Here is a 22,941-nt window from a genome sequence, read left to right on the forward strand (position 1 = left end):
GGTGTTTATACAAACACGGCCCGCGGAAAATCAGAATTGTTTTCTCTAGTCTTCGAGAAGCTTCTGCAGTAACACGCCGTTAAGCATGGCGCGCTTAATCATAGCAAAAGCTCCCATCGTAGGATGTTTATCGATCTGTGATGCTACAATAGGCAGGCCGCTATGGAAAGTCGTTAACGACTGATTCTCTACATTGCGCTTAATTGCAGGAAAAACAATCTCTTGTGCCTTGGTAATATCACCAGCAATGATAACTTTTTGAGGGTTAAATAAGTTAATCGTCATCGCGATAGCCTTACCTAACTGGTTTCCTACTCGAACTAAGCTTTGCTTGGCTAGCTCATCACCATTAATCGCGTGGTCACAAACGTCTTGAATCGTAATATGCTCAAGCTCTGTTAAAGAAGACTCATAGCCTTGTTTAATCAGCTTCTGCACGCGTTCAACGATAGCTGGGTTTGCCGCTACTGTTTCAAGACAGCCGAAGTTACCACATTGGCATTGCTCGCCTAGCGGATCAATTTGGATATGACCAATTTCACCCACATTACGGTTATGACCTAGGAAAACCTGACCATTAACGATAATACCTGCACCTGTACCACGGTGAACACTGACCAAAATAGAATCTTGGCTATCTTTACTTGCACCGAAGTAGTGCTCAGCAAGCGCCATTCCACGAACATCGTTACCAACAAAACAAGCAACATGGAATGTATCGCGAATAATGTCGCTTAATGCGAGGTTATCGATGTCGGTATTCGGCATGTACTCAACAACACCGGTCGTTGGGTTAACCAAGCCTGGAAGCGTGACACCAATAGCAATCAGTTGATCGATCTTTGGTTGATGCTCAGCAATGAAAGCTTTGAGGTTATTGACCAAGCCTTGGGTAAGGTCTGATTGGTCTGAATAATTCAGGTCTTGCTGTTGGAAAGCCAATTCACGACCACCAAGGTCATGCAGGCTTATTTGAATGTAGTCTCGACCCAAACGCACAGCAACAGAATGAAAAGGCTCTACTTCTGTGGTTAGGGAGATAGCGCGTCTACCGCCAGTAGACGCTTGCTGCGCAACCTCTTTAATTAGGCCGCGCTCTAAAAGTTGGCGGGTAATTTTTGTAACACTTGCCGGTGCGAGTTGGCTTACATCAGCCACTTGTATACGACTGATAGGTCCCTGTTGGTCTATAAGTCGGTATACCGCCGCACTGTTTAGTTGTTTAACTAAGTCTACGTTACCTATTTGTCCGCCATTCATACTTAATTGTGCTCGTATTGTCCGTTAACAACAGTCGCTTTAACGTTAAAGTCTCGGTCAAATACAGCTAGGTTTGCAACCATGCCTTTTTTGATTCGACCTAGCTTGCTTTCTACACCGATAGCCGTAGCTGGGTATAGCGTAGCCATGCGAAGAGCTTCGTCTAAAGCGATACCAGCGTGCTCAACTGTATTCTGAACTGCTTCAATCATAGTCAGAGCTGAGCCGCCCAGTGTGCCGTTTTCATCAACACACTTACCATCACGGTAATATACTTTCTTACCGACAAAAATAAAGTATTCCATGTCAGCACCTGCAGGAGCTGTGGCATCCGTCACTAATACCAACTTTTCTCCCTTGATTTTATGCGCAATTCTGATGTTTGCGTAATCAACGTGGAAGCCGTCGGCAATAATGCCAGCGTAAACCTCAGGAGTATCGTAAATCGCGCCAACAACGCCAGGCTCACGACCAACCATCGGCGTCATTGCATTGAACAGGTGAGTGGCGAACGTGATACCAGATTCGAAACCTTGACGCGCTTCTGCGTAAGTTGCGTTGGTGTGGCCGATAGAAACGACAACGCCAGCTTTGTGCAGGCGTTCGATGTGTTCAGGGTCGTTAAGCTCTGGAGCCAATGTTACTTTTGCAACAAGGTCACGGTTCTCACAGATAAGCTCAATCATTTCGTTGTCAGATTTACGAATGTGATCGACGCTATGGATGCCTTTTTTCGCAACGTTTAGGTAAGGGCCTTCAAGGTGCAGACCTAAAGATTGGTTTTGGTACTGGTTATGGTATTCACGAGCTGCCGTAATAACCGCACGCATATCTTCGTCTGAAGAGGTGATAAGCGTTGGTAGGAAGCTAGTACAGCCAGATTTCAGGTTTGCTTTGTGCATGATCTGCATGGTTTCTGCAGTGATCTCATCGTTAAGCATTACACCGCCACAACCATTCAGTTGTAGGTCAATGAAACCTGGGCTTAGGTTTGCTCCGTCTAGGTCGCGAAGCTCGATTCCTTCTGGCAATTCAGAGATAGGACAGACTTTTTTGATCAGTTCGTTTTCGATTACAACAGCATGATCGGTTAGAACATCACTACCAGTGTAAATTTTACAGTTACTTAGCGCGTACATAGTCAGCTAATCCTTATTTCGTGAGATCTTTTAAATTCGTTCGTTACCTAAATGCGGACTTAGTTTGCGAGCATCATTTACGTAACGATTTATCTTTTATGGGCAAACGGCTTCAAAATGAGAAGCGATTTAAGTTGTTGAAAAACATATGAACAATTGATTTTTATTATACATTTAGGTCCATCAACAATGATTATTCACGGTGCTCTATAAGCCCGGAGTTACCATCTTTTTGCCTAATGATTAGATTTGGATTTTATCCATAAATGTTCATTTTTTTGAATGATAAAATAAGTTTTATGATCTCGCTAGCAAAAACCTCTGGATTTGGTAAAAACTGGTGATTAGGATCACAAATGGTAAGGTTTTAATTTGCGGAGCAAAATTAATTGAATACACTGAATAGGACTAAATTGAGCGACTAAAATAAGTTTCTCAAACGAATTCTAAAAAATCCTATAGGGGGAAACAACTGGTGAATATTCTAGGATATGCGCAGAAGCTTGGTAAGGCGTTAATGCTACCAATCGCAACGCTTCCGATTGCGGCATTGCTGCTACGTCTGGGTCAACCAGACTTACTCGATATCGCATTCATGGCATCTGCTGGTAACGCAATCTTCAGTCAACTACCATTATTGTTTGGTTTGGGTATAGCTATTGGTCTTTCTAAAGACGGTAACGGCGCAGCAGGTCTTGCTGGTGCAGTTGCTTACTTTGTTCTGACAGCAACCGCAACAAACATCGATGCTAGTGTAAATATGTCATTCTTCGGCGGTATCTTTGCAGGTATCATCGCAGGTCACTCTTACAATGCATTCCACGCGACTCGTCTTCCAGAGTGGCTAGCATTCTTCTCTGGCAAACGTCTAGTTCCTATTATGGCTGGTCTATTTGCTCTAGTTGCTGGCGCAATCTTTGGTGTTGTATGGCCTGCTGTTCAATCTGGTCTAGATGCACTTGCTCACGCAGTTTCAACGTCTGGCGCTATCGGTCAATTTGTTTACGGTACTCTTAACCGTGCACTTATCCCAGTAGGTCTACACCATGTACTGAACTCGTACTTCTGGTTCGGTATGGGCTCTTGTCAAGAGATCGTAGTTGCTGCAGAAGGCTTCTCTCAACTTTGTGTTGACCCTGCACTAGCTAAAACTTTAGTTGTTGGTCAAGAGTACACATTTGAATTTGCTAACTCAGTTAACCCAGAAATTGTTGCAACTGTTAAAGAAGTAACTGAAACAGTTAAATCTGGCGACCTACACCGTTTCTTCGGCGGCGATAAAGGCGCTGGCGTATTCATGAACGGTTTCTTCCCAGTAATGATGTTCGGTCTACCAGGTGCTGCACTTGCAATGTACCTAGCTGCTCCTGCTGAAAAACGTAGCCAAGTTGGTGGCGCACTATTCTCAGTTGCATTCTGTTCATTCCTAACAGGTATCACAGAGCCGCTAGAATTCATGTTCGTATTCCTAGCTCCTGCTCTATACGCAATGCACGCTGTATTTACAGGTTTGTCTCTAGTAGTTGCTAACATGTTTGGTACTCTGCACGGTTTCGGTTTCTCTGCTGGTCTTATCGACTTCGTATTGAACTGGGGTCTAGCAACTAAACCATTCGTACTACTACTAATCGGTCTTGGCTTCGGTGCTCTATACTTCTTCACTTTCTCTTTCGCAATCCGCGCTTTCAACTTGAAATCGCCAGGTCGTGAAGATGATGACGAAGCTGTTGCAGCTCCTGCTGGCGAAGCACCAAAGGGCGACCTTGCACGTCAATACCTTAAAGCTCTAGGTGGTCACGACAACCTAACTTCAATCGACGCTTGTATCACTCGTCTACGTCTAACTCTTAAAGACCGCTCTGTTGCAGATGAAGTTGTTCTTAAGAAACTTGGTGCTAAAGGTGTGGTTAAACTAGGTGAAAACAACCTACAGGTTATCCTAGGCCCACTAGCTGAAATCGTAGCTGGCGAAATGAAAGCTATTGGTGCAGGCGAAGACCTATCTGATGTAAAACTTCCACAGTAAGGGAAGTACTTAATTAAGACGTAAAGTTACTCTTAAGTAAGTGTCAAATTGAAAGCCTCCCACACGGGAGGCTTTTTTGTGCCTGCAGTTTAAGACCAGCGAACACGGTTCGTTCTATTCTTCATCGAATAGCAGAAATAATCGCAATTAACGGACGGTTCTTATTGTGCAAAGGCTAAGAATTGTGGATGATTAGCAACAATGATCTTTCTATCTTTGACTGGCGCTATAAGCGACCGTTTTCTTGGGGACGAAAGATAACTTTCTCTGACAATACTAAATACATAGAGGTGCTATAGATGAGTGAAGCTGAGGCTCGTCCATCGAATTTCATTCGCCAAATTATTGATAAAGATTTAGCGGATGGTACACACAGTAGCGTGCATACTCGTTTCCCGCCGGAGCCAAATGGCTACCTGCACATTGGTCACGCTAAATCTATTTGCTTGAACTTTGGTATTGCTCAGGACTACCAGGGACAATGTAATCTTCGTTTCGATGATACAAACCCTGAAAAAGAAGACGTTGAATACGTTGAGTCAATTAAGAATGATGTAAGCTGGTTAGGCTTCGAATGGTCTGGTGATATTTGTTACTCATCAAACTACTTCGATACGCTTTACGCTTATGCTGTGGAATTAATTAATAAAGGCTTAGCGTATGTTGACGAGCTAAGTCCTGATCAAATCCGTGAGTACCGTGGCACGCTAAAAGAGCCTGGTAAAGCGAGCCCATACCGTGACCGCAGCCCTGAAGAGAACCTAGCGTTGTTTGAAAAAATGCGTGACGGTGGCTTTGAAGAAGGTAAAGCGTGTCTACGTGCTAAGATCGACATGAGCTCTTCGTTCATGGTTATGCGCGATCCTGTTATCTACCGTGTTCGTTTTGCTCACCACCATCAAACGGCTGACAAGTGGTGCATTTACCCAATGTACGACTTTACTCACTGTATCTCTGATGCGCTGGAAGGTATTACGCACTCTATCTGTACGCTTGAATTCCAAGATAACCGTCGTTTGTACGATTGGGTTCTAGATAACATCACGATTGACTGCCAACCTCGTCAGTACGAGTTTAGCCGCCTGAATCTTGAATATACAGTGATGTCTAAGCGTAAGCTGAACCAACTTGTGGTTGAAAACCTAGTTCAAGGTTGGGATGACCCACGCATGCCTACTATTTCTGGCCTACGTCGTCGTGGTTTTACTTCAAGCTCGATTCGTGAATTCTGTAAGCGTATTGGTGTAACTAAGCAAGAGAACATGATTGAGTTCGGTTCACTTGAATCTTGCATCCGTGATGATCTGAACGAAAATGCACCTCGTGCAATGGCTGTTCTGGATCCAGTTAAGATCGTTATCGAAAACTACGAAGCAGATACAGTAGAAACGTTAACGGTTGCAAATCACCCAAACAAGCCAGAAATGGGCACTCGTGAAGTACCATTTACACGTGAAGTTTGGATTGAGCGTGACGACTTCCGTGAAGAAGCAAACAAAAAGTACAAGCGTTTGGTTCTAGGTAAAGAAGTTCGCCTGCGTGGTGCTTACGTGATCAAAGCTGAACGTATCGAAAAAGATGCAGAAGGCAACATTACGACTATCTTCTGTTCTTACGACAATGAAACATTGGGTAAGAACCCTGCAGATGGCCGCAAAGTGAAAGGCGTTATCCACTGGGTATCTGCTGATAAAGCACTGCCTGCTGAGATTCGTTTGTACGATCGTCTATTCACAGTGCCAAACCCAGCCGCTGCTGATGACTTCGCTGCAACGCTAAACCCTGAATCTCTTGTTACGCTAAATGGTTTTGTTGAACCTAGCTTAGCAGAAGGTGTGGCAGAGCAAGCGTACCAGTTTGAACGTACAGGTTACTTCTGTGTGGATTCGAAAGACTCTAAAGCAGATGCACTAGTCTTCAACCGCACGGTTGGTCTACGTGACACATGGGGTAAAACTGAAGCTTAATCGCTAAAGTGATTCGCTTTCGATAAGCACCCTAATAAAAAACCGGCTTAGAGCCGGTTTTTTGTATCTGAATAAAGTCGTCAATTATAGAATAAGTTGCGATTAATCGTCTTATGTAGTGACCATATAAAAAACGCCGGCCTAAGCCAGCGTTCTGTATTACTACTTCGCTTTATGCGCGTCTGGATTGCCTTTGCAATCTCCGTTAATGCTTTTGCCGTACAAGTACAAACTGTGGTTTGTTAGTTGCACGTTGTAACGCTGAGCAATCTCTTTCTGTCTTTCTTCGATGATGTCATCAGAGAATTCGATCACTTCGCCACAATCTAAACATACAAGGTGGTCGTGGTGGTGCTGTGTAGAAAGTTCAAATACAGACTTGCCGCCTTCGAAGTGGTGACGAGTTACAATGCCAGCGTCATCGAATTGGTTAAGTACTCGATAAACGGTTGCAAGACCGATTTCTTCACCTAGGTCGATCAGCTTCTTATATAAATCTTCAGCACTAATATGTTGGCAGTCTGGCTGTTGTAATACTTCTAAAATTTTGAGCCGTGGAAGGGTCACTTTAAGACCTGCATCTTTTAGCGCTTGATTATTGTCTGACATATACTTTCCTGTTGATGATCTGCAGCAATTAACAGAATTCAATATTAATACCATTATAGTTTAGTCAGGCATAACAATAAACCACGAACTTCAAAGGGTTACTTACTGACATCACAATCTGTTTTGTAAATTGGAAGTATCTCACTTATAGTGGAGGTACGACCAGTCAAGGTGACGGTGTTTCTGATATGAACATGGAATGTTGTTATGAATAAGCAACTCGCAAAAATATATAAACCCAACATTGTAAAATTTGCTCTTAATATTTGGCCTCCCTTTTGGGGAGCGGGTATTCGAATAGCCCACATTAGCACTGACTTTAGGGTTGTTAAGACAGTACTTAAGCTACGCTGGTGGAATAAGAACGCCAATCGTACTCAATATGGCGGCAGTATCTTTTCTCTTACCGATCCCGTTTACTCATTGATGTTAATGGGAATTTTAGGTGAACGATATTATGTTTGGGATAAAGAAGCGAGCATTAACTTCATCAAGCCGGGGCAATCGGACTTGTATGCAGATTTTGAGATAAGGCAAGGGCAGCTTGACGATATCTATCGTCAGACGCAACTCGGTGAAAAGTGCTTCCCCGAATTTATTATTCACGTGAAAGATAAGCAGGGTAATGTGGTTTCAGAAATTCAACGCACCCTCTATGTAAGAAAGAAGCCGCAATTTAGAGATGATGATGAAGCATTAGAGGCTGAGTGCTAATTAATAGATTTTAAATAGCAAAAAACCTCCTATAAGGAGGTTTTTTCATATCTACATAATGGTTATTAACTGTAACAATTAACAACCACTAGAGAATTAGTCTTCTAGCTCTGCTAGGCACATCTCTTCGTGGATTTGTTTAACCCAGTTAGATACGCGCTCATCAGTTAGCTCAGGTTGACGGTCTTCATCGATACATAGACCAACGAATTGGCTGTCATCGCCTTCAACTAAACCTTTCGATGCTTCGAATTCGTAGCCTTCAGTTGATGTGTGACCTAGGATAGTACCGCCTTTCGCTTCAACGATGTCACGGATAGTACCCATAGCATCACAGAAGTATTCTGCGTAATCTTCTTGGTCGCCACAACCAAAGATAGCAACAAGCTTAGTTGAGAAATCAATAGCTTCTAGCTCTGGGAAAAAGTCATCCCAATCACATTGTGCTTCGCCGTAGTACCACGTAGGGATACCAAGCAGCAGTAGATCGAAGTTATCGATATCTTCTTTGCTGCTTTTTGCAATGTCTTGAACGTGAACGAGCTGTTTGCTCAATTGCTTTTGAATCATCTTAGCAACAGCTTCAGTGTTACCTGTATCGCTACCAAAGAAGAGACCTACACTTGCCATAGAATCATTACCTTTCATTTTGTCTGTTGTCGGTGTAATAAAGTTCGGAAGAGAATCGTTAGATCCCAGTTCCTTCCCAGCTTAGTTGGATTATCCCTTTGGCGATAAAACCCGCACAGCCAAGGAAAAGTACTAACCATACGATGCGACGACCAAATGGAGGAACATTTCCCTGCTTGAGAACGTCCTTAATTGCCATACCGATTAAAAAGAAAATCGCGGCAAACAGGAGATCTAAACCAACAGATTCGATGATGTTCATGTAGTCGTAAAGCATGGGAACCTTATATACCAATTTTGCTTGGGCGCACTATATCACTGTTGTGAGATAAAGTTAATCTGCAGTAATTACACAGCTCTCATTTATCTGCACGAAAAAGCGCAGTTAAGCGATGAATTTTCTAATTGCTCTAAGTACTTCTGCTGGTTTTTCAGCATGCAGCCAGTGACCTGTGTTGGCAATGACATGCGCTTTTGCGTTAGAAAATTGCTGCTGAACGGCTGCTTGATGTTCTGCGGTGAGGTAATCTGAATCCCCACCTTTAATGAGCAAGGTTTTGACCGAGGTTTTCTCGATCGGTTCCCAACCAATAATATGTGGGTAGTTGCTCAATAACGAAGCAACATTGAAGCGCCATTCCATGATGCCTTGCTCTGTTTTGAACAAAGATTTGGTTAAAAACTGGCGAACGCCATCGATCTCGATATGTTTTGCGAGAACCTTGAGTGCATCTGAGCGTGAAGTCGGCTCTTCTTCTATCACGGCTTGCAGGCCTGCGAATACGTTGTCGTGGCGACTCTGAGTGTACGCGACCGGAGCCATATCCAAGACAATCAATTTATGCAGCGCAAGATGTTGTGTCAGTGCCATCGCTACTTTGCCACCCATCGAGTGACCAATCACAGTGACGTCTTCTGACTTAAGATCATGCAGCAGTTGAGCCACGTCTTGTGCCATCGCTTGATAGTTATGAGTGTCACTATGGAAGGATTGACCGTGGTTGCGGAGATCGATACTAAGTACCTGATGATCGGCTTTTAGATCCCTAGCGAGCAAGCCAAGGTTGTCCAGATTACCGAATAATCCATGGATCAAAACAATGGTGTGACCCTCACCTTCAATTTTATAGTTGAGCTGTACTGACATTTTTATCTTATTCATGGTGGGTTTGACGTAGAGTATCCGCGCGGATCTCGCTATAATCCCCCAGAGTTTAAACATTGAGATTGTGAAAAGCGAATGAAAACAATTGAGGTTGATGAGGACCTATACCGTTTTATTGCGGGTCAGACAGAACGTATTGGCGAAAGCGCTTCAGATATTCTGCGCCGCTTGTTACAGGTTGATAGCCAAGGCATGGCTCCGATCGAAGAGATCGTTGAGCCAAAAGGTATCGTTGTTAGCAAAGAGGTAGGCTTTACTCCAGAGAAGTTCGATGGCGTTAAAGAAATGCGCTCACTACTAATATCAGATGAGTTTGCATCACTAAAGAAAGCCATTGATCGTTTCATGCTTGTGTTATCAACACTGCATAAAATCGACCCTTTAAGCTTTTCAGAAGCAACTCAAGTAAAAGGCCGTAAGCGCGTTTACTTTGCAGATAACGAAGCGACGTTGCTAGCAAACGGCAACACGACTAAGCCTAAAGCTATTCCACAAAGTCCTTTTTGGGTTATTACTAATAACAATACAAGCCGAAAAAGACAGATGGTTGAGCAGCTTATGAGCCGCATGAATTTCCAAGCAGAATTGATAGAAAAAGTAACAGGTTCAATTTAACGAAATCTGATTTAAACCTCATAATATCCATGGATAAGAAGATATTATGAGGTTTTTTTGTTTTAAAATTTTATATATAAGGATGTCGAAAAATGGCTATGCACCCTCGTGCTGGGCAGAAAGCTCAGCAGGAAGATCTTCATAATATCCCGGCTTTAGTTGCTAACTATTTCTTACAGCAACCGGATGCTACGAACCCAGATCATAAAGTACTTTTCGGTACTTCAGGTCACCGCGGTACAGCAGACAAATCAACATTTAACGAAAACCACATTCTAGCAATTGCACAAGCGGTTGCTGAAGTTCGTGCCGAGCAAGGTACAACTGGCCCTCTTTTCTTAGGTAAAGATACTCACGCTCTATCTGAGCCTGCGTTCTCTACGGTTATCGAAGTGCTTGTAGCGAACGGTGTTGAAGTTATTATTCAAGAAAACAACGGCTTTACTCCAACACCTGGTATCTCGCACGCGATTCTTACGCACAACCTAGTGAATGACAAAAAAGCCGACGGCATTGTTATCACGCCTTCACATAACCCACCTCAAGACGGCGGTATTAAATACAACCCGACACACGGTGGCCCAGCTGAAGCTGAACTGACTCAAGCGATTGAAGACCGTGCGAACGTGATCATTGCTGAGCAAATGCAAGGTGTTAAGCGTACGCCTATCGCACAGGCTAAACAGTCTGAGCTAGTAAAAGAAGTTGACCTAGTCGCGCCATACGTCGCTGATTTGGTTAACGTCGTGGATATGGAAGCGATCCAGAAAGCAAACATCAAGATTGGTGTTGATCCACTGGGTGGCAGCGGTATTGATTACTGGCGTCAAATTGGTAAAGCGTACAATCTAGATCTTACTCTGGTAAGTGAAGCGGTTGACCCTTCATTCCAATTCATGTCTCTAGATAAAGATGGCGTAGTTCGTATGGACTGTTCTTCTCCATACGCAATGGCAGGCTTACTGGCGCTTAAAGACGAGTACGCTCTAGCATTTGGTAACGACCCAGATTACGATCGCCACGGTATCGTGACACCTAAAGGTTTGATGAATCCAAACCACTTCTTAGCGGTTTGTATTGATTACCTATACCGTAACCGTGAAGGTTGGGGTAAAGACGTTGCTGTTGGTAAGACACTAGTATCAAGTGCATTAATCGATCGCGTAGTTTCTGACTTAGGTCGCGAACTTTGTGAAGTGCCAGTTGGTTTCAAATGGTTCGTTGATGGCTTATACAACGGCCAGTTTGGTTTTGGTGGCGAAGAGAGCGCAGGTGCTTCTTTCCTACGTAAAGACGGTACGCCTTGGTCAACAGATAAAGACGGCCTGATTCTTTGCTTGCTTGCGGCTGAGATCACAGCAGTGACAGGTAAGAACCCACAAGAATACTACGAAGAACTTGCCGCTAAACACGGTGAATCTAAGTACAACCGTATTCAAGCGGTAGCAAATGGTGCACAGAAAGACGTGCTGAAGAAACTATCTCCAGAGATGGTTTCTGCTGAGACGTTGGCTGGTGATGCAATTACTGCACGCTTAACACACGCTCCAGGTAACGGTGCTGCGATTGGTGGCTTGAAAGTGACAACTGAGAACGGCTGGTTTGCTGCTCGTCCATCAGGCACTGAAGACATCTACAAGATCTACTGTGAAAGCTTTAAGGGTGAAGAGCACCTGAAAGCAATCGAAGCAGAAGCTCAAGAGATTGTGAACCAAGTATTTGCAGCGGCTGGCCTATAATCGAATCTCGATTACTAGAGTTGCTACGTAAATAGAAGAAGGGTTGATGTGAAAGCATCAGCCCTTTTTGTTTGTGTTAGTTACGTATAAGCGGGAAAAGGTAACTGAGTTAGCTCAGACGACTAACCGTGTGGCCAACTTTGTGGCATCACAAACCAGAATTGCCCCGACTTTGTTTGCCCATGGACGAAGCGATCACCGAACTCGGTGATAGGCTGACTGCTGAAATCATCCGTCCCTGCTGCCCATTGCTCTTTGGTGAGTGGATACAGTGGTTCACTGATTAAATGAGCCTGATCTTGATAGCACCAAAAGCCGTTTACTTGGCTTGGGTTAATGTCATAGCCCAAGCATTTTGTCGGTATGTTTTGCTCTAAGAAAGGGTTGGTATACAGACGACCTTGCATCAGTAAGTGTTTTGAGTCGACATCGATTTCTGGATATTGCTCAACAAAGGCGGCAGAAGAGGACATTTCGAGTTGGTGGCTGAGCATCCTGTCGAGTTTCTTATCCAATTGGTCGTGAGAGTTGGGTCCAAACCATGTTTGTTCGTGGAGCAGATAAAACTTAATCGCCACTTCCCAATGTTCCAGCTTTTGGCTGCTCTCTTCTTTAAGAATAAAGTCGATTGCACCGAGAGTTCTGCCTTCCACATTGATCTGAATCTCGTCGTGCTTTATCGAGTAATTCGGTGAGGCAGCGATCACTTGCTCGCATAGATATTGGTAGAGGAAACCTAATCTAGGATTACCCTCATAAGTATGTGATGAGTCGATGGCATGGTTGCTAGAGAATGCACTGAGATCCGAAACCGGTGGCTTGATTTCTAGTAATGGCGGTGAGTCGATGACCCATTGGTAAAAACGTTGCAGTGCTGTCATCTCTTCCTCATAAACTCATCGTGGGGCTTTCGACATTCTACCCGTAAATTGATATAACGACGTTATTATAAAGGTAAGCTGGAAAGAAAAATGATTAACTTACAATTAGAAAAGCTACTTAACGAAAAACTGCAGCCACAGCAGATTAAAGATTACTGTCCTAATGGTCTTCAAGTTGAAGGCGCGACAGAAGTGAAGCGAATCGTTACTGGTGTTACGGCTTCTCAAGCCTTGATTGATAAAGCGGTAGAACTGAACGCAGACGCTTTGTTAGTCCATCACGGCTTTTTCTGGAAAGGCGAGTCAGAAGCGATTCGTGGCATGAAGGGCAAGCGCATTCGTACCTTGATTAAAAATGACATCAATCTTTTAGGTTATCACTTGCCGCTTGATATCCACCCTGAGCTTGGTAATAACGCGAAACTGGCGGAGTTACTTGAGATAGAAGTCGAAGGCGGTTTGGAAGGGCACCCACAATCGGTTGCTATGTTTGGTAAATTAAAAACACCAATGACAGGTACTGAATTCGCAGCAAAAATCGATCAAGCTCTAAATCGTAAACCACTGCATATCGCTCCAGAAAACCAAGACAAAATGATAACGACCGTCGGTTGGTGTACTGGTGGTGGTCAAGACTACATTGAGCTAGCGGCTTCTCAAGGCATTGATGCTTTTATTTCTGGTGAAATTTCTGAGCGCACTACTTACTCAGCACGCGAGCAAGACATTCATTATTTTGCTGCAGGTCACCATGCGACAGAACGCTACGGCGTGAAGGCACTAGGTGAGTGGTTAGCAAAAGAGCACTGCTTGGATGTTGAGTTTATCGATATCGATAACCCAGTTTAAGAGCAGATGCGAGATAAGGGGTACGAGTCGAGTGTATGCGTCGTTCTCTAGAATTGAGCAGGTAACCTGTATAGTTTATCTGCTCGCTTAAGGAGATCCCCAACTCATTCGTCCCTCGTTCTTGGGGATGACGATATTATTTTATTCGTTCACTTCGCATTCTTGAGGATGACGGGGTTGAGAGCGTACAAAAGAAAAGGGGTTGATGTTCTCACATCAACCCCTTTTAACATTATGATTTATAGCAACTATTCACGTTCGTGAAGTGCTTTAAAGTCACGTTGTTCTTCACCAGTATATAGCTGACGAGGACGACCGATACGGTTCGTCGGATCGCTGTGCATTTCGTTCCAGTGAGCAATCCAACCGATGGTACGAGACATCGCGAAGATTACTGTAAACATAGATACTGGAATACCGATTGCTTTCAGAATGATACCTGAGTAGAAATCTACGTTCGGGTATAGCTTCTTAGAAACAAAGTACTCATCAGAAAGAGCGATACGCTCAAGTTCCATCGCTACGTCTAGTAGTGGATCTTGGATGTTTAGCTCTTTAAGCACTTCGTGACACGCTTCGCGCATTACTGTTGCACGTGGGTCGTAGTTCTTGTAAACACGGTGACCGAAGCCCATCAAACGGAATGGGTCATCTTTGTCTTTTGCTTTCGCAACGTATTCTTCAATGTTATCTACGCTACCGATCTCTTCAAGCATGCGCAGACAAGCTTCGTTTGCACCGCCGTGAGCTGGGCCCCAAAGTGATGCGATACCTGCTGCGATACACGCAAACGGGTTAGCACCAGATGAACCAGCAAGACGCACTGTAGACGTAGAAGCGTTCTGTTCGTGGTCAGCATGTAGAGTGAAAATCTTATCCATTGCACGAGCAACGATAGGGTTCACTTCATACTCTTCACATGGGTTTGCAAACATCATGTGTAAGAAGTTTTCTGCGTAGCCTAGGTCGTTACGTGGGTAGATAAACGGCTGACCGATTGAATATTTGTAACACATTGCAGCCAGTGTTGGCATTTTTGAAATCAGGCGGTATGCCGCAATTTCACGGTGTGTATCGTTGTTGACATCAAGTGAGTCGTGGTAGAACGCCGCTAGAGCGCCTACAACACCACACATTACAGCCATAGGGTGAGCGTCACGACGGAAGCCGTGGAAGAAACTAGCGATTTGCTCGTGCACCATAGTGTGACGTGTCACGGTAGTCTTGAACTTTTCGTACTCAGCTCGAGATGGGGCTTCACCGTAAAGAAGTATGTAACATACTTCTAAGTAATCAGCGTTATTGGCAAGTTGGTCGATTGGATAACCACGATGTAAAAGAATGCCTTTTCCACCGTCAATAAAAGTGATTTGAGACTCACAGGATGCAGTGGCAAGAAAACCAGGGTCAAAAGTGAAAAAACCATTAGAACCTAGTGTACGAACATCGATCACTGGAGTACCAAGTACACCTTCTGTAATCGGCAGCTCGATTGGCGCTTGACCTTCAATGTGAAGGGTAGCTTTCTTATCCGCCATAACAATCTCCTTTGTTTATTATTTAATCCGTCCAGGATGTTTATGTGCCATTTTTTTACTGGTCTTACGTGGGAAAGTCAATTTTTCTGAAGCTTTGTGTGCACTTGTTAGTGTTTTTTACATTAAATTCGTTAAAAATCTGGTCTGTGTAGCATTATTTGTTACATCAATTGTATTAGAATGTTGCCAGTCGTATAGTGACGCTGAAAAGTTTGGTTAAAACCTTATAAATGCAAGGCTAAGAAGAAATGTGAGGTGTCTTTCTTAATCGAGCAGTTAACAATTATTTTACAATTATCTAAGGCTCAACTTCAGTTATTTGTTAAGTTAATGTTAAATTTTGAAGGTTTACAATCAAATTTTGTCCATAACAATATCATAAGGTTATTTAATGACCATAATGCTCAATGGAGCTGAGTGAGCAAGCCCGTGAAAGAAAGAAAGACAAGACCTGTTAATTTAGATTTACAGACCATCCACTTTCCAATCACAGCAATAGCTTCCATCCTACACCGTGTGTCTGGGGTGATAACTTTTGTCGCGATTGGAATTCTGCTTTGGTTACTATCCATTTCCCTCTCATCCCCAGTAGGCTTTGCCGAAGCTAGCGACATTGTCGATGGTTTCTTCGTGAAGTTTATTCTGTGGGGCATTTTAACCGCTTTGGCTTACCACATTGCTGGTGGTATTCGTCACCTTCTTATGGACCTTGGTCACTTTGAAGAGCTGGAATCTGGCGCGAAGAGCGCTAAGGTTGCATTCGCAGCAACAGCGGTATTGTCTCTACTAGCGGGGATCTTAGTATGGTAAACAACGTTTCTACTTTTGGTCGTAATGGTGTCCACGATTATCTATTGATTCGTGCTACTGCCATCATTATGACGCTTTACACTATCTACCTAGTTAGCTTTTGTGCTTTCTCTGGTGATATCTCTTACGCATCTTGGACGCAATTCTTTGGTGGAACCTTCACTAAAGTCTTCACCATGTTAGCGCTTACTTCTGTTTTGGTTCACGCGTGGATCGGCCTATGGCAAGTACTAACTGACTACATCAAATGCGCAAAACTGCGTGTTGGTCTTCAAGTCGGTGTTGTTGCAGTTCTTCTTGGATATTTCTTCTCTGGTCTGTTTATTTTGTGGGGTGCGTAAGTGACTATTCCTGTTCGTGAGTTTGATGCCGTAGTGATCGGCGCTGGTGGTGCAGGTATGCGTGCCGCACTGCAAATTTCTGAGCAAGGCCTTTCTTGTGCATTGCTTTCTAAAGTTTTCCCTACTCGTTCTCATACGGTTTCAGCGCAAGGCGGCATCACTGTTGCTCTTGGTAACGCGCATGAAGACCATTGGGAACAACATATGTATGACACAGTAAAAGGTTCTGATTACATCGGTGACCAAGACGCTATCGAATACATGTGTAAAAACGGTCCTGAGTCGGTAATCGAACTCGAAAAAATGGGCCTGCCTTTCTCTCGTTTTGAGAACGGTACTATTTACCAGCGTCCTTTCGGTGGTCAATCTAAAAACTTTGGTGGTGAGCAAGCGGCTCGTACCGCAGCTGCAGCCGACCGTACTGGTCACGCACTGCTTCATACGCTTTACCAACAAAACATTAAACACAAAACGACGGTTTTCTCTGAGTGGTATGCACTGGATCTTGTTAAAAACGAAGATGGTGCAATTTTAGGTACTACCGCGCTTTGTATGGAAACGGGCGAGGTTTGCTACTTCAAAGCGAAGGCAACAATCCTTGCTACCGGAGGTGCTGGTCGTATCTACGCATCAACAACCAATGCACACATTAACACTGGTGACGGTGTTGGTATGGCGATTCGTGCTGGCGTTCCTATGCAAGACATCGAAATGTGGCAGTTCCACCCGACGGGTATCGCTGGTGCAGGTGTATTGGTAACGGAAGGTTGTCGTGGTGAAGGTGGTTACCTTCTCAATAAAGACGGCGAACGCTTCATGGAACGTTACGCACCAAACGCTAAAGACTTAGCGGGTCGTGATGTTGTTGCTCGTTCAATGATGGTTGAAATTCGTGAAGGTCGCGGTTGCGATGGCCCTTGGGGTCCACACATCAAGCTTAAGCTTGATCATCTAGGTAAAGAGACACTTGAATCTCGTCTTCCTGGTGTATGTGAACTTTCTCGTACCTTTGCTCACGTTGATCCAGTGAAAGAGCCAATCCCAGTAATCCCTACATGTCACTACATGATGGGTGGTGTTCCAACACAAGTTTCTGGTCAAGCTATTAAGCAAACCGAAGACGGCAACGATGTTGAAATCCAAGGTCTCTTTGCTTGTGGTGAAATCGCATCAGTATCAGTACATGGTGCCAACCGTCTAGGTGGTAACTCACTGCTTGATTTAGTGGTATTTGGTCGTGCGACAGGTCTACACCTAGGTGAGACACTGAAGAAGCAAGACGAAGCGAAACCTGCAACTGAAGCTGACATTGAGCGTTCACTAGAGCGTTACAACCGCTGGGAAAACAGCACAGACGGCGAAGATCCAGCGCAAATCCGTAAAGATCTTCAGCAATGTATGCAGAACAACTTCTCAGTATTCCGTGAAGGCAAAGCAATGGCTGAAGGCCTAGAAGAGCTAAAAGCGATTCGCGAGCGTCTGAAAAATGCACACCTATCTGATAAGTCTACAGAGTTCAACACTCAACGTATCGAGTGTCTAGAGCTTGAAAACTTGATGGAAACGGCATTCGCAACGGCTGTTGCTGCAAATTTCCGTACAGAGAGCCGTGGCGCACACGCTCGATTCGATTTCCCTGACCGTGATGATGAGCAATGGCTATGCCACTCACTTTACAACCCAGAGTCAGAGAGCATGACTAAGCGTGGTGTAAACATGGAACCTATCCATCGTGAAGCGTTCCCACCAAAAGCACGTACGTACTAAGGAGATATGACCATGAAACTGAATTTCTCTTTATATCGTTACAATCCAGATGTCGACCAGAAACCTTATATGAAGGAATACACTCTAGAAGTGGATGAAGGTTCAGACATGATGCTTTTGGATGCGCTTATACTGTTGAAAGAGCAAGATCCAACAATCTCATTCCGTCGCTCATGCCGTGAAGGTGTATGTGGCTCGGATGGTTTGAACATGAACGGTAAAAATGGCCTAGCGTGTATCACGCCATTGTCTGCGCTTTCGGGCCAAGACAAGATTGTGATTCGCCCACTGCCTGGCTTACCCGTTGTTCGTGACCTGATTGTAGACATGACTCAGTTCTACGATAACTACGAAAAAGTGAAGCCATTCTTAGTGTCTGATGGCAATGTGCCACCGGCTCGTGAAAACTTACAAAGCCCTGATGAGCGTGCTCATTTAGATGGATTGTACGAATGTATCATGTGTGCATGTTGTACAACGTCATGCCCATCATTCTGGTGGAACCCTGACAAATTCATCGGACCAGCAGGCCTGCTTGCAGCGTACCGTTGGCTAATTGATAGCCGAGATACAGCGACAGACGAACGTTTGTCCGATCTTGATGATGCATTTAGCGTTTTTCGTTGCCATGGCATCATGAATTGTGTAAGTGTTTGTCCTAAGGGATTAAATCCGACGAAAGCTATTGGTCACATCAAGACCATGCTAGTGAATCGTTCGGTTTAAGTTATATAAAAATTGCCGCCCTAGAAGTTTTGGGGCGGCCTTTTAATAGCTCGGCATAGACCGCAGCAAACGTGAAAACTACTGGTTAAGGGAAAATATGCACAACGGCGTGATGAAGGCATGGCTCGAGTCTTCACACTTGGCTGGCGCCAATGCAACGTACGTAGAAGAACTCTATGAACTGTATCTAAGTGACCCAGATTCGGTAAGTGACGAATGGAGAAGTGTTTTTGAAGAACTGCCTGTGCAAGCTTCAGAGACAGTGGAACAACCACACTCTCGTGTTCGTGAATACTTCCGTCGACTCGCTCAAGAAACAAAGCATTACAGTGTCCAAGTTAGTGATCCAGATGTCGATGCGAAACAAGTAAAGGTTCTGCAACTTATTAATGCCTATCGATTCCGAGGGCATCAAGCAGCAAATCTAGACCCCCTAGGTTTATGGAAAAGAGCGACAGTTGATGAACTGGACCCTTCTTTCCACACTCTTACCGAAGATGACCTCAATGAGACGTTCAACGTCGGCTCTTACGCCATTGGCCAAGAGACGATGGTGCTTAAAGATCTCTACAAATCTCTAAAGCAAACTTATTGTGGCTCTATTGGTGCTGAATACATGCACATGACAAATACAGAGCAAAAGCGTTGGATCCAACAACGTTTAGAGTCTGTATCTGGTCAACCCTCTTTCAACAAAGAAGAAAAGCAAGCTTTCCTAGAAGAGCTAACTGCTGCTGAAGGTCTTGAGCGCTATCTTGGTGCGAAATTCCCAGGCGCAAAACGCTTCTCGTTGGAAGGTGGTGATGCTCTTATCCCAATGACGAAAGAAATTATTCGTCATGCTGGTGGACAAGGCATGCGTGAAGTTGTTGTTGGTATGGCTCACCGTGGTCGTCTAAACATGTTGGTCAACGTGCTTGGTAAAAAGCCACAAGACCTGTTTGACGAGTTTGCGGGCAAGCACGATGACACGTGGGGTACTGGTGATGTGAAATACCACCAAGGCTTCTCTGCGGACTTCGCAACGCCAGGCGGCAACGTTCACTTAGCACTAGCATTTAACCCATCTCACTTAGAAATCGTAAACCCGGTAGTTATCGGTTCAGTACGTGCACGTCAAGATCGCCTTGGTGATAATGATGGTAGCCGTGTACTTCCAATTACTATCCACGGTGACTCAGCTATCGCTGGTCAGGGTGTAGTACAAGAGACGTTTAACATGTCTCAAGCTCGTGGTTTCTGTGTAGGTGGTACGGTTCGTATCGTTGTAAACAACCAAGTTGGTTTTACAACGTCTAACCCTCGCGATACACGCTCTACGATGTACTGTACCGATATCGCGAAGATGGTTCAGGCTCCGATTTTCCACGTTAACTCTGATGATCCAGAAGCGGTTGCGTTTGTTGCGCGTCTTGCATTGGATTACCGTAATACGTTTAAGCGTGATGTTGTTATTGATTTGGTTTGTTACCGTCGCCACGGTCACAATGAAGCCGATGAGCCGAATGCAACACAGCCTTTGATGTACCAAAAAATCAAGAAGCACCCAACACCACGTAAGCTTTACGCTGACGTGCTAATGGAGCGCGGTGAGTTTGGTATTGATACAGCAACTCAGCTAGTTAACGAATATCGTGATGCACTTGATCACGGTGAAGTTGTGGTTAAAGAGTGGCGTCCAATGGCACTTCACTCAGTAGACTGGTCTCCTTACCTAGGTCACGACTGGAACATCGAGTGGGATAACAAGATTGATATCGAGCGCCTGAAAGAGCTTGGTAGCAAACTTTGCCAATACCCAGACAGCCATAAGCTGCAAAGCCGAGTAAATAAACTGTACAACGATCGTACTGCCATGGTGAATGGTGAGAAACAAGTCGATTGGGGTATGGCTGAAACTCTGGCATACGCAACACTTGTTGACGACGGTAAGCGTATTCGTATCTCAGGCCAAGATTCAGGTCGTGGTACGTTCTTCCACCGTCACTCAGTACTGCACAATCAATCAGATGCAAGCACGTATGTTCCTCTTGCGAACATTCATGATAAACAAGGGCCATTCCAAGTGTTTGACTCTGTGTTATCTGAAGAAGCGGTACTCGCATTTGAGTATGGTTACGCGACAGCAGAGCCAAGCGGTCTAACCCTTTGGGAAGCTCAATTTGGTGACTTCGCAAACGGTGCACAAGTTGTTATCGACCAATTCATTTCATCAGGTGAGCAAAAGTGGGCACGTCTATGTGGTCTAACTATGCTGCTTCCTCACGGTTATGAAGGCCAAGGCCCGGAGCACTCTTCTGCACGTCTTGAGCGTTACCTTCAGTTATGTGCTGAACAAAACATGCAGGTTGTTGTTCCTTCAACACCAGCTCAGGTTTACCACATGATTCGCCGTCAGGTTGTTCGACCAATGCGTCGTCCACTGATTGTAATGTCACCTAAGTCATTGCTTCGTCACCCTCTGTGTACTTCTTCTCTTGAAGATTTGGCAGAAGGCACGTTCCAACCAGCTATCGCAGAAATTGATGATCTGGCTCCTGAGAACGTAAAACGCGTCGTGTTCTGTTCAGGTAAGGTTTACTTTGACCTGCTTGACCAAAGACGTAAGAACGAGCAAGACGATGTCGCTATTGTACGTATTGAGCAACTTTACCCGTTCCCTTATGAGGACGTGAGAGCTGCCATCGCACAGTACACAAATGTAGTCGATTACGTTTGGTGTCAAGAAGAGCCACAAAACCAAGGTGCTTGGTACAGTAGCCAACATAATTTCCGAGCTGCTATCCCAGTAGGTGCTGATATTCAATACGCAGGTCGTCCTGCATCAGCATCACCAGCTGTTGGCTATATGTCAGTACACTTGAAACAACAAAAAGCGTTAGTTGACGACGCTTTGACCCTACTTAAGAACTAGAAGTAAAAGGAAAATACGCACATGACAATTGAAATTCTGGTTCCAGATTTACCTGAATCTGTGGCTGATGCAACAGTTGCTACTTGGCACAAAAAACCGGGCGAAGCGGTTGCACGTGATGAAGTCATTGTAGATATCGAAACAGATAAAGTAGTTCTAGAAGTACCGGCTCCTGAAGCGGGTGTTCTGGAAGCTATCATCGAAGAAGAGGGTGCTACGGTACTTTCTAAGCAGCTTTTGGCTAAAATCAAGCCGGGTGCTGTCGCTGGTGAACCAACGAAAGACACCACTGAAGATACAGAAGCATCTCCTGATAAGCGCCATAAAGCTGCGCTAACAGAAGAGAACAACGACGCACTAAGCCCAGCTGTTCGTCGCCTGCTTGCTGAGCACAACCTACAACCAGCTGACGTTAAAGGCACTGGTGTTGGTGGTCGTATTACTCGTGAAGACATCGACGCACACCTAGCAGCAGCGAAAGCGGCTCCGGCAGCAGCATCTGCACCAGCAGTTGAAGCGCCAGCAGCGGCTCGCAGCCAAAAACGCGTGCCTATGACTCGCCTGCGTAAGACAGTTGCAAACCGTCTTCTAGAAGCGAAAAACAGCACAGCAATGCTGACTACTTTCAACGAAGTGAACATGAAGCCAATCATGGACCTTCGTAAGCAGTACAAAGACCAATTCGAGAAACGTCACGATACGCGTCTTGGCTTCATGTCTTTCTACGTGAAAGCAGTAACAGAAGCACTGAAGCGTTTCCCAGAAGTGAACGCTTCTATTGATGGTACAGATATCGTTTACCACAACTACTTCGACATCAGCATGGCGGTATCTACGCCACGTGGTCTAGTGACTCCAGTACTTAAAGACTGTGACACACTAGGTTTCGCTGATATCGAAAAAGGCATCAAAGAGCTAGCAATCAAAGGCCGTGACGGCAAGCTAACGGTTGATGAACTGATGGGTGGTAACTTCACTATCACAAACGGTGGTGTATTTGGTTCTCTAATGTCTACGCCAATCATCAACCCACCTCAAGCGGCAATTTTGGGTATGCACAAAATCCAAGACCGTCCAATGGCTGTTGATGGCAAGGTAGAGATTCTACCAATGATGTACCTAGCGCTTTCTTACGACCACCGTCTAATCGATGGCCGTGAATCAGTTGGCTTCCTAGTGACCATCAAAGAGCTTCTAGAAGATCCTGCACGTCTGCTATTAGACGTTTAGTATCGCTAAAACGTCTAGTTA

General features: G+C 44.6%; 20 protein-coding genes. 12 read left to right on the plus strand and 8 right to left on the minus strand.

Annotated elements, in window-relative coordinates; all coding sequences use genetic code 11:
- Window positions 1-45: 45 nt before the first annotated feature.
- Together AB4249_RS08505 and nagA are read right to left on the minus strand one after the other, a co-directional pair.
- Window positions 46-1,260, minus strand: a complete 1,215-nt coding sequence (locus tag AB4249_RS08505) for an ROK family protein (protein WP_017062194.1) — start codon at window positions 1,258-1,260, stop codon at window positions 46-48.
- Between the two features lie 2 nt (window positions 1,261-1,262).
- On the minus strand, window positions 1,263-2,399 hold the full coding sequence (gene nagA, locus AB4249_RS08510) for an N-acetylglucosamine-6-phosphate deacetylase (protein ID WP_017062193.1): 1,137 nt from the start codon (window positions 2,397-2,399) through the stop codon (window positions 1,263-1,265).
- 475 nt (window positions 2,400-2,874) lie between these two features.
- On the opposite strand from nagA, the gene nagE reads away from it, so the two are divergent.
- Both nagE and glnS read left to right on the plus strand, forming a co-directional pair.
- The gene (gene nagE / locus AB4249_RS08515) at window positions 2,875-4,425 is read left to right on the plus strand and encodes an N-acetylglucosamine-specific PTS transporter subunit IIBC (RefSeq protein ID WP_032545860.1); all 1,551 of its coding nucleotides are present in this window, start codon (window positions 2,875-2,877) and stop codon (window positions 4,423-4,425) included.
- Window positions 4,426-4,724: 299 nt separating this feature from the next.
- Complete coding sequence (gene glnS, locus AB4249_RS08520) at window positions 4,725-6,392, plus strand: glutamine--tRNA ligase (protein WP_017063407.1); 1,668 nt, start codon at window positions 4,725-4,727, stop codon at window positions 6,390-6,392.
- A gap of 162 nt (window positions 6,393-6,554) precedes the next feature.
- Here the strand turns inward: glnS and fcrX are convergent, their stop codons facing one another.
- The gene (gene fcrX, locus AB4249_RS08525) at window positions 6,555-7,001 is read right to left on the minus strand and encodes a ferric iron uptake transcriptional regulator FcrX (protein ID WP_017061956.1); all 447 of its coding nucleotides are present in this window, start codon (window positions 6,999-7,001) and stop codon (window positions 6,555-6,557) included.
- Between the two features lie 207 nt (window positions 7,002-7,208).
- Between fcrX and AB4249_RS08530 the strand changes: the two genes are divergently transcribed.
- Entirely contained in the window at window positions 7,209-7,715 is a 507-nt protein-coding gene (locus AB4249_RS08530; protein ID WP_017061955.1) for a DUF4442 domain-containing protein, read from the plus strand.
- 96 nt (window positions 7,716-7,811) lie between these two features.
- Here the strand turns inward: AB4249_RS08530 and fldA are convergent, their stop codons facing one another.
- From fldA to AB4249_RS08545, 3 genes are all read right to left on the minus strand, one after another.
- Window positions 7,812-8,345, minus strand: a complete 534-nt coding sequence (fldA, locus tag AB4249_RS08535; RefSeq protein WP_010436745.1) for a flavodoxin FldA — start codon at window positions 8,343-8,345, stop codon at window positions 7,812-7,814.
- Window positions 8,346-8,403: 58 nt separating this feature from the next.
- On the minus strand, window positions 8,404-8,622 hold the full coding sequence (locus tag AB4249_RS08540) for a DUF2788 domain-containing protein (protein ID WP_004737900.1): 219 nt from the start codon (window positions 8,620-8,622) through the stop codon (window positions 8,404-8,406).
- Between the two features lie 108 nt (window positions 8,623-8,730).
- Window positions 8,731-9,492, minus strand: a complete 762-nt coding sequence (locus tag AB4249_RS08545) for an alpha/beta fold hydrolase (RefSeq protein WP_017061954.1) — start codon at window positions 9,490-9,492, stop codon at window positions 8,731-8,733.
- A gap of 93 nt (window positions 9,493-9,585) precedes the next feature.
- Between AB4249_RS08545 and seqA the strand changes: the two genes are divergently transcribed.
- Both seqA and pgm read left to right on the plus strand, forming a co-directional pair.
- Window positions 9,586-10,125 (plus strand): replication initiation negative regulator SeqA, encoded by a 540-nt coding sequence (gene seqA, locus AB4249_RS08550; protein WP_017061953.1) that lies wholly within the window; start codon window positions 9,586-9,588, stop codon window positions 10,123-10,125.
- Between the two features lie 92 nt (window positions 10,126-10,217).
- Complete coding sequence (pgm, locus tag AB4249_RS08555) at window positions 10,218-11,864, plus strand: phosphoglucomutase (alpha-D-glucose-1,6-bisphosphate-dependent) (RefSeq protein ID WP_017061952.1); 1,647 nt, start codon at window positions 10,218-10,220, stop codon at window positions 11,862-11,864.
- A gap of 122 nt (window positions 11,865-11,986) precedes the next feature.
- Here the strand turns inward: pgm and AB4249_RS08560 are convergent, their stop codons facing one another.
- Window positions 11,987-12,745, minus strand: coding sequence for a DUF1853 family protein (locus AB4249_RS08560; protein ID WP_017061951.1), 759 nt, complete (start codon window positions 12,743-12,745; stop codon window positions 11,987-11,989).
- A 90-nt stretch (window positions 12,746-12,835) separates the two neighbouring features.
- Between AB4249_RS08560 and AB4249_RS08565 the strand changes: the two genes are divergently transcribed.
- The gene (locus AB4249_RS08565) at window positions 12,836-13,594 is read left to right on the plus strand and encodes a Nif3-like dinuclear metal center hexameric protein (RefSeq protein WP_372102836.1); all 759 of its coding nucleotides are present in this window, start codon (window positions 12,836-12,838) and stop codon (window positions 13,592-13,594) included.
- A gap of 248 nt (window positions 13,595-13,842) precedes the next feature.
- Here the strand turns inward: AB4249_RS08565 and AB4249_RS08570 are convergent, their stop codons facing one another.
- Entirely contained in the window at window positions 13,843-15,132 is a 1,290-nt protein-coding gene (locus AB4249_RS08570) for a citrate synthase (RefSeq protein ID WP_017061949.1), read from the minus strand.
- Window positions 15,133-15,549: 417 nt separating this feature from the next.
- On the opposite strand from AB4249_RS08570, the gene sdhC reads away from it, so the two are divergent.
- From sdhC to odhB, 6 genes are all read left to right on the plus strand, one after another.
- Window positions 15,550-15,942 (plus strand): succinate dehydrogenase cytochrome b556 subunit, encoded by a 393-nt coding sequence (sdhC, locus tag AB4249_RS08575; RefSeq protein ID WP_017061948.1) that lies wholly within the window; start codon window positions 15,550-15,552, stop codon window positions 15,940-15,942.
- Entirely contained in the window at window positions 15,936-16,283 is a 348-nt protein-coding gene (gene sdhD / locus AB4249_RS08580) for a succinate dehydrogenase, hydrophobic membrane anchor protein (protein WP_010436768.1), read from the plus strand. The genes sdhC and sdhD overlap by 7 nt, the downstream gene beginning before the upstream one ends.
- The gene (sdhA, locus tag AB4249_RS08585) at window positions 16,284-18,050 is read left to right on the plus strand and encodes a succinate dehydrogenase flavoprotein subunit (RefSeq protein WP_017061947.1); all 1,767 of its coding nucleotides are present in this window, start codon (window positions 16,284-16,286) and stop codon (window positions 18,048-18,050) included. It abuts the gene before it with no gap.
- Between the two features lie 12 nt (window positions 18,051-18,062).
- A complete protein-coding gene (locus AB4249_RS08590; RefSeq protein WP_010436773.1) occupies window positions 18,063-18,776 on the plus strand; it encodes a succinate dehydrogenase iron-sulfur subunit in 714 nt (237 codons plus the stop codon).
- A 97-nt stretch (window positions 18,777-18,873) separates the two neighbouring features.
- Window positions 18,874-21,690, plus strand: a complete 2,817-nt coding sequence (gene sucA, locus AB4249_RS08595; protein ID WP_050620936.1) for a 2-oxoglutarate dehydrogenase E1 component — start codon at window positions 18,874-18,876, stop codon at window positions 21,688-21,690.
- A 21-nt stretch (window positions 21,691-21,711) separates the two neighbouring features.
- Window positions 21,712-22,920, plus strand: coding sequence for a 2-oxoglutarate dehydrogenase complex dihydrolipoyllysine-residue succinyltransferase (gene odhB / locus AB4249_RS08600; RefSeq protein WP_017056410.1), 1,209 nt, complete (start codon window positions 21,712-21,714; stop codon window positions 22,918-22,920).
- The last annotated feature ends 21 nt before the right edge of the window (window positions 22,921-22,941 follow it).

Source organism: Vibrio sp. 10N.261.55.F4, from assembly GCF_041470465.1.
GTDB lineage: Bacteria > Pseudomonadota > Gammaproteobacteria > Enterobacterales > Vibrionaceae > Vibrio > Vibrio crassostreae_C.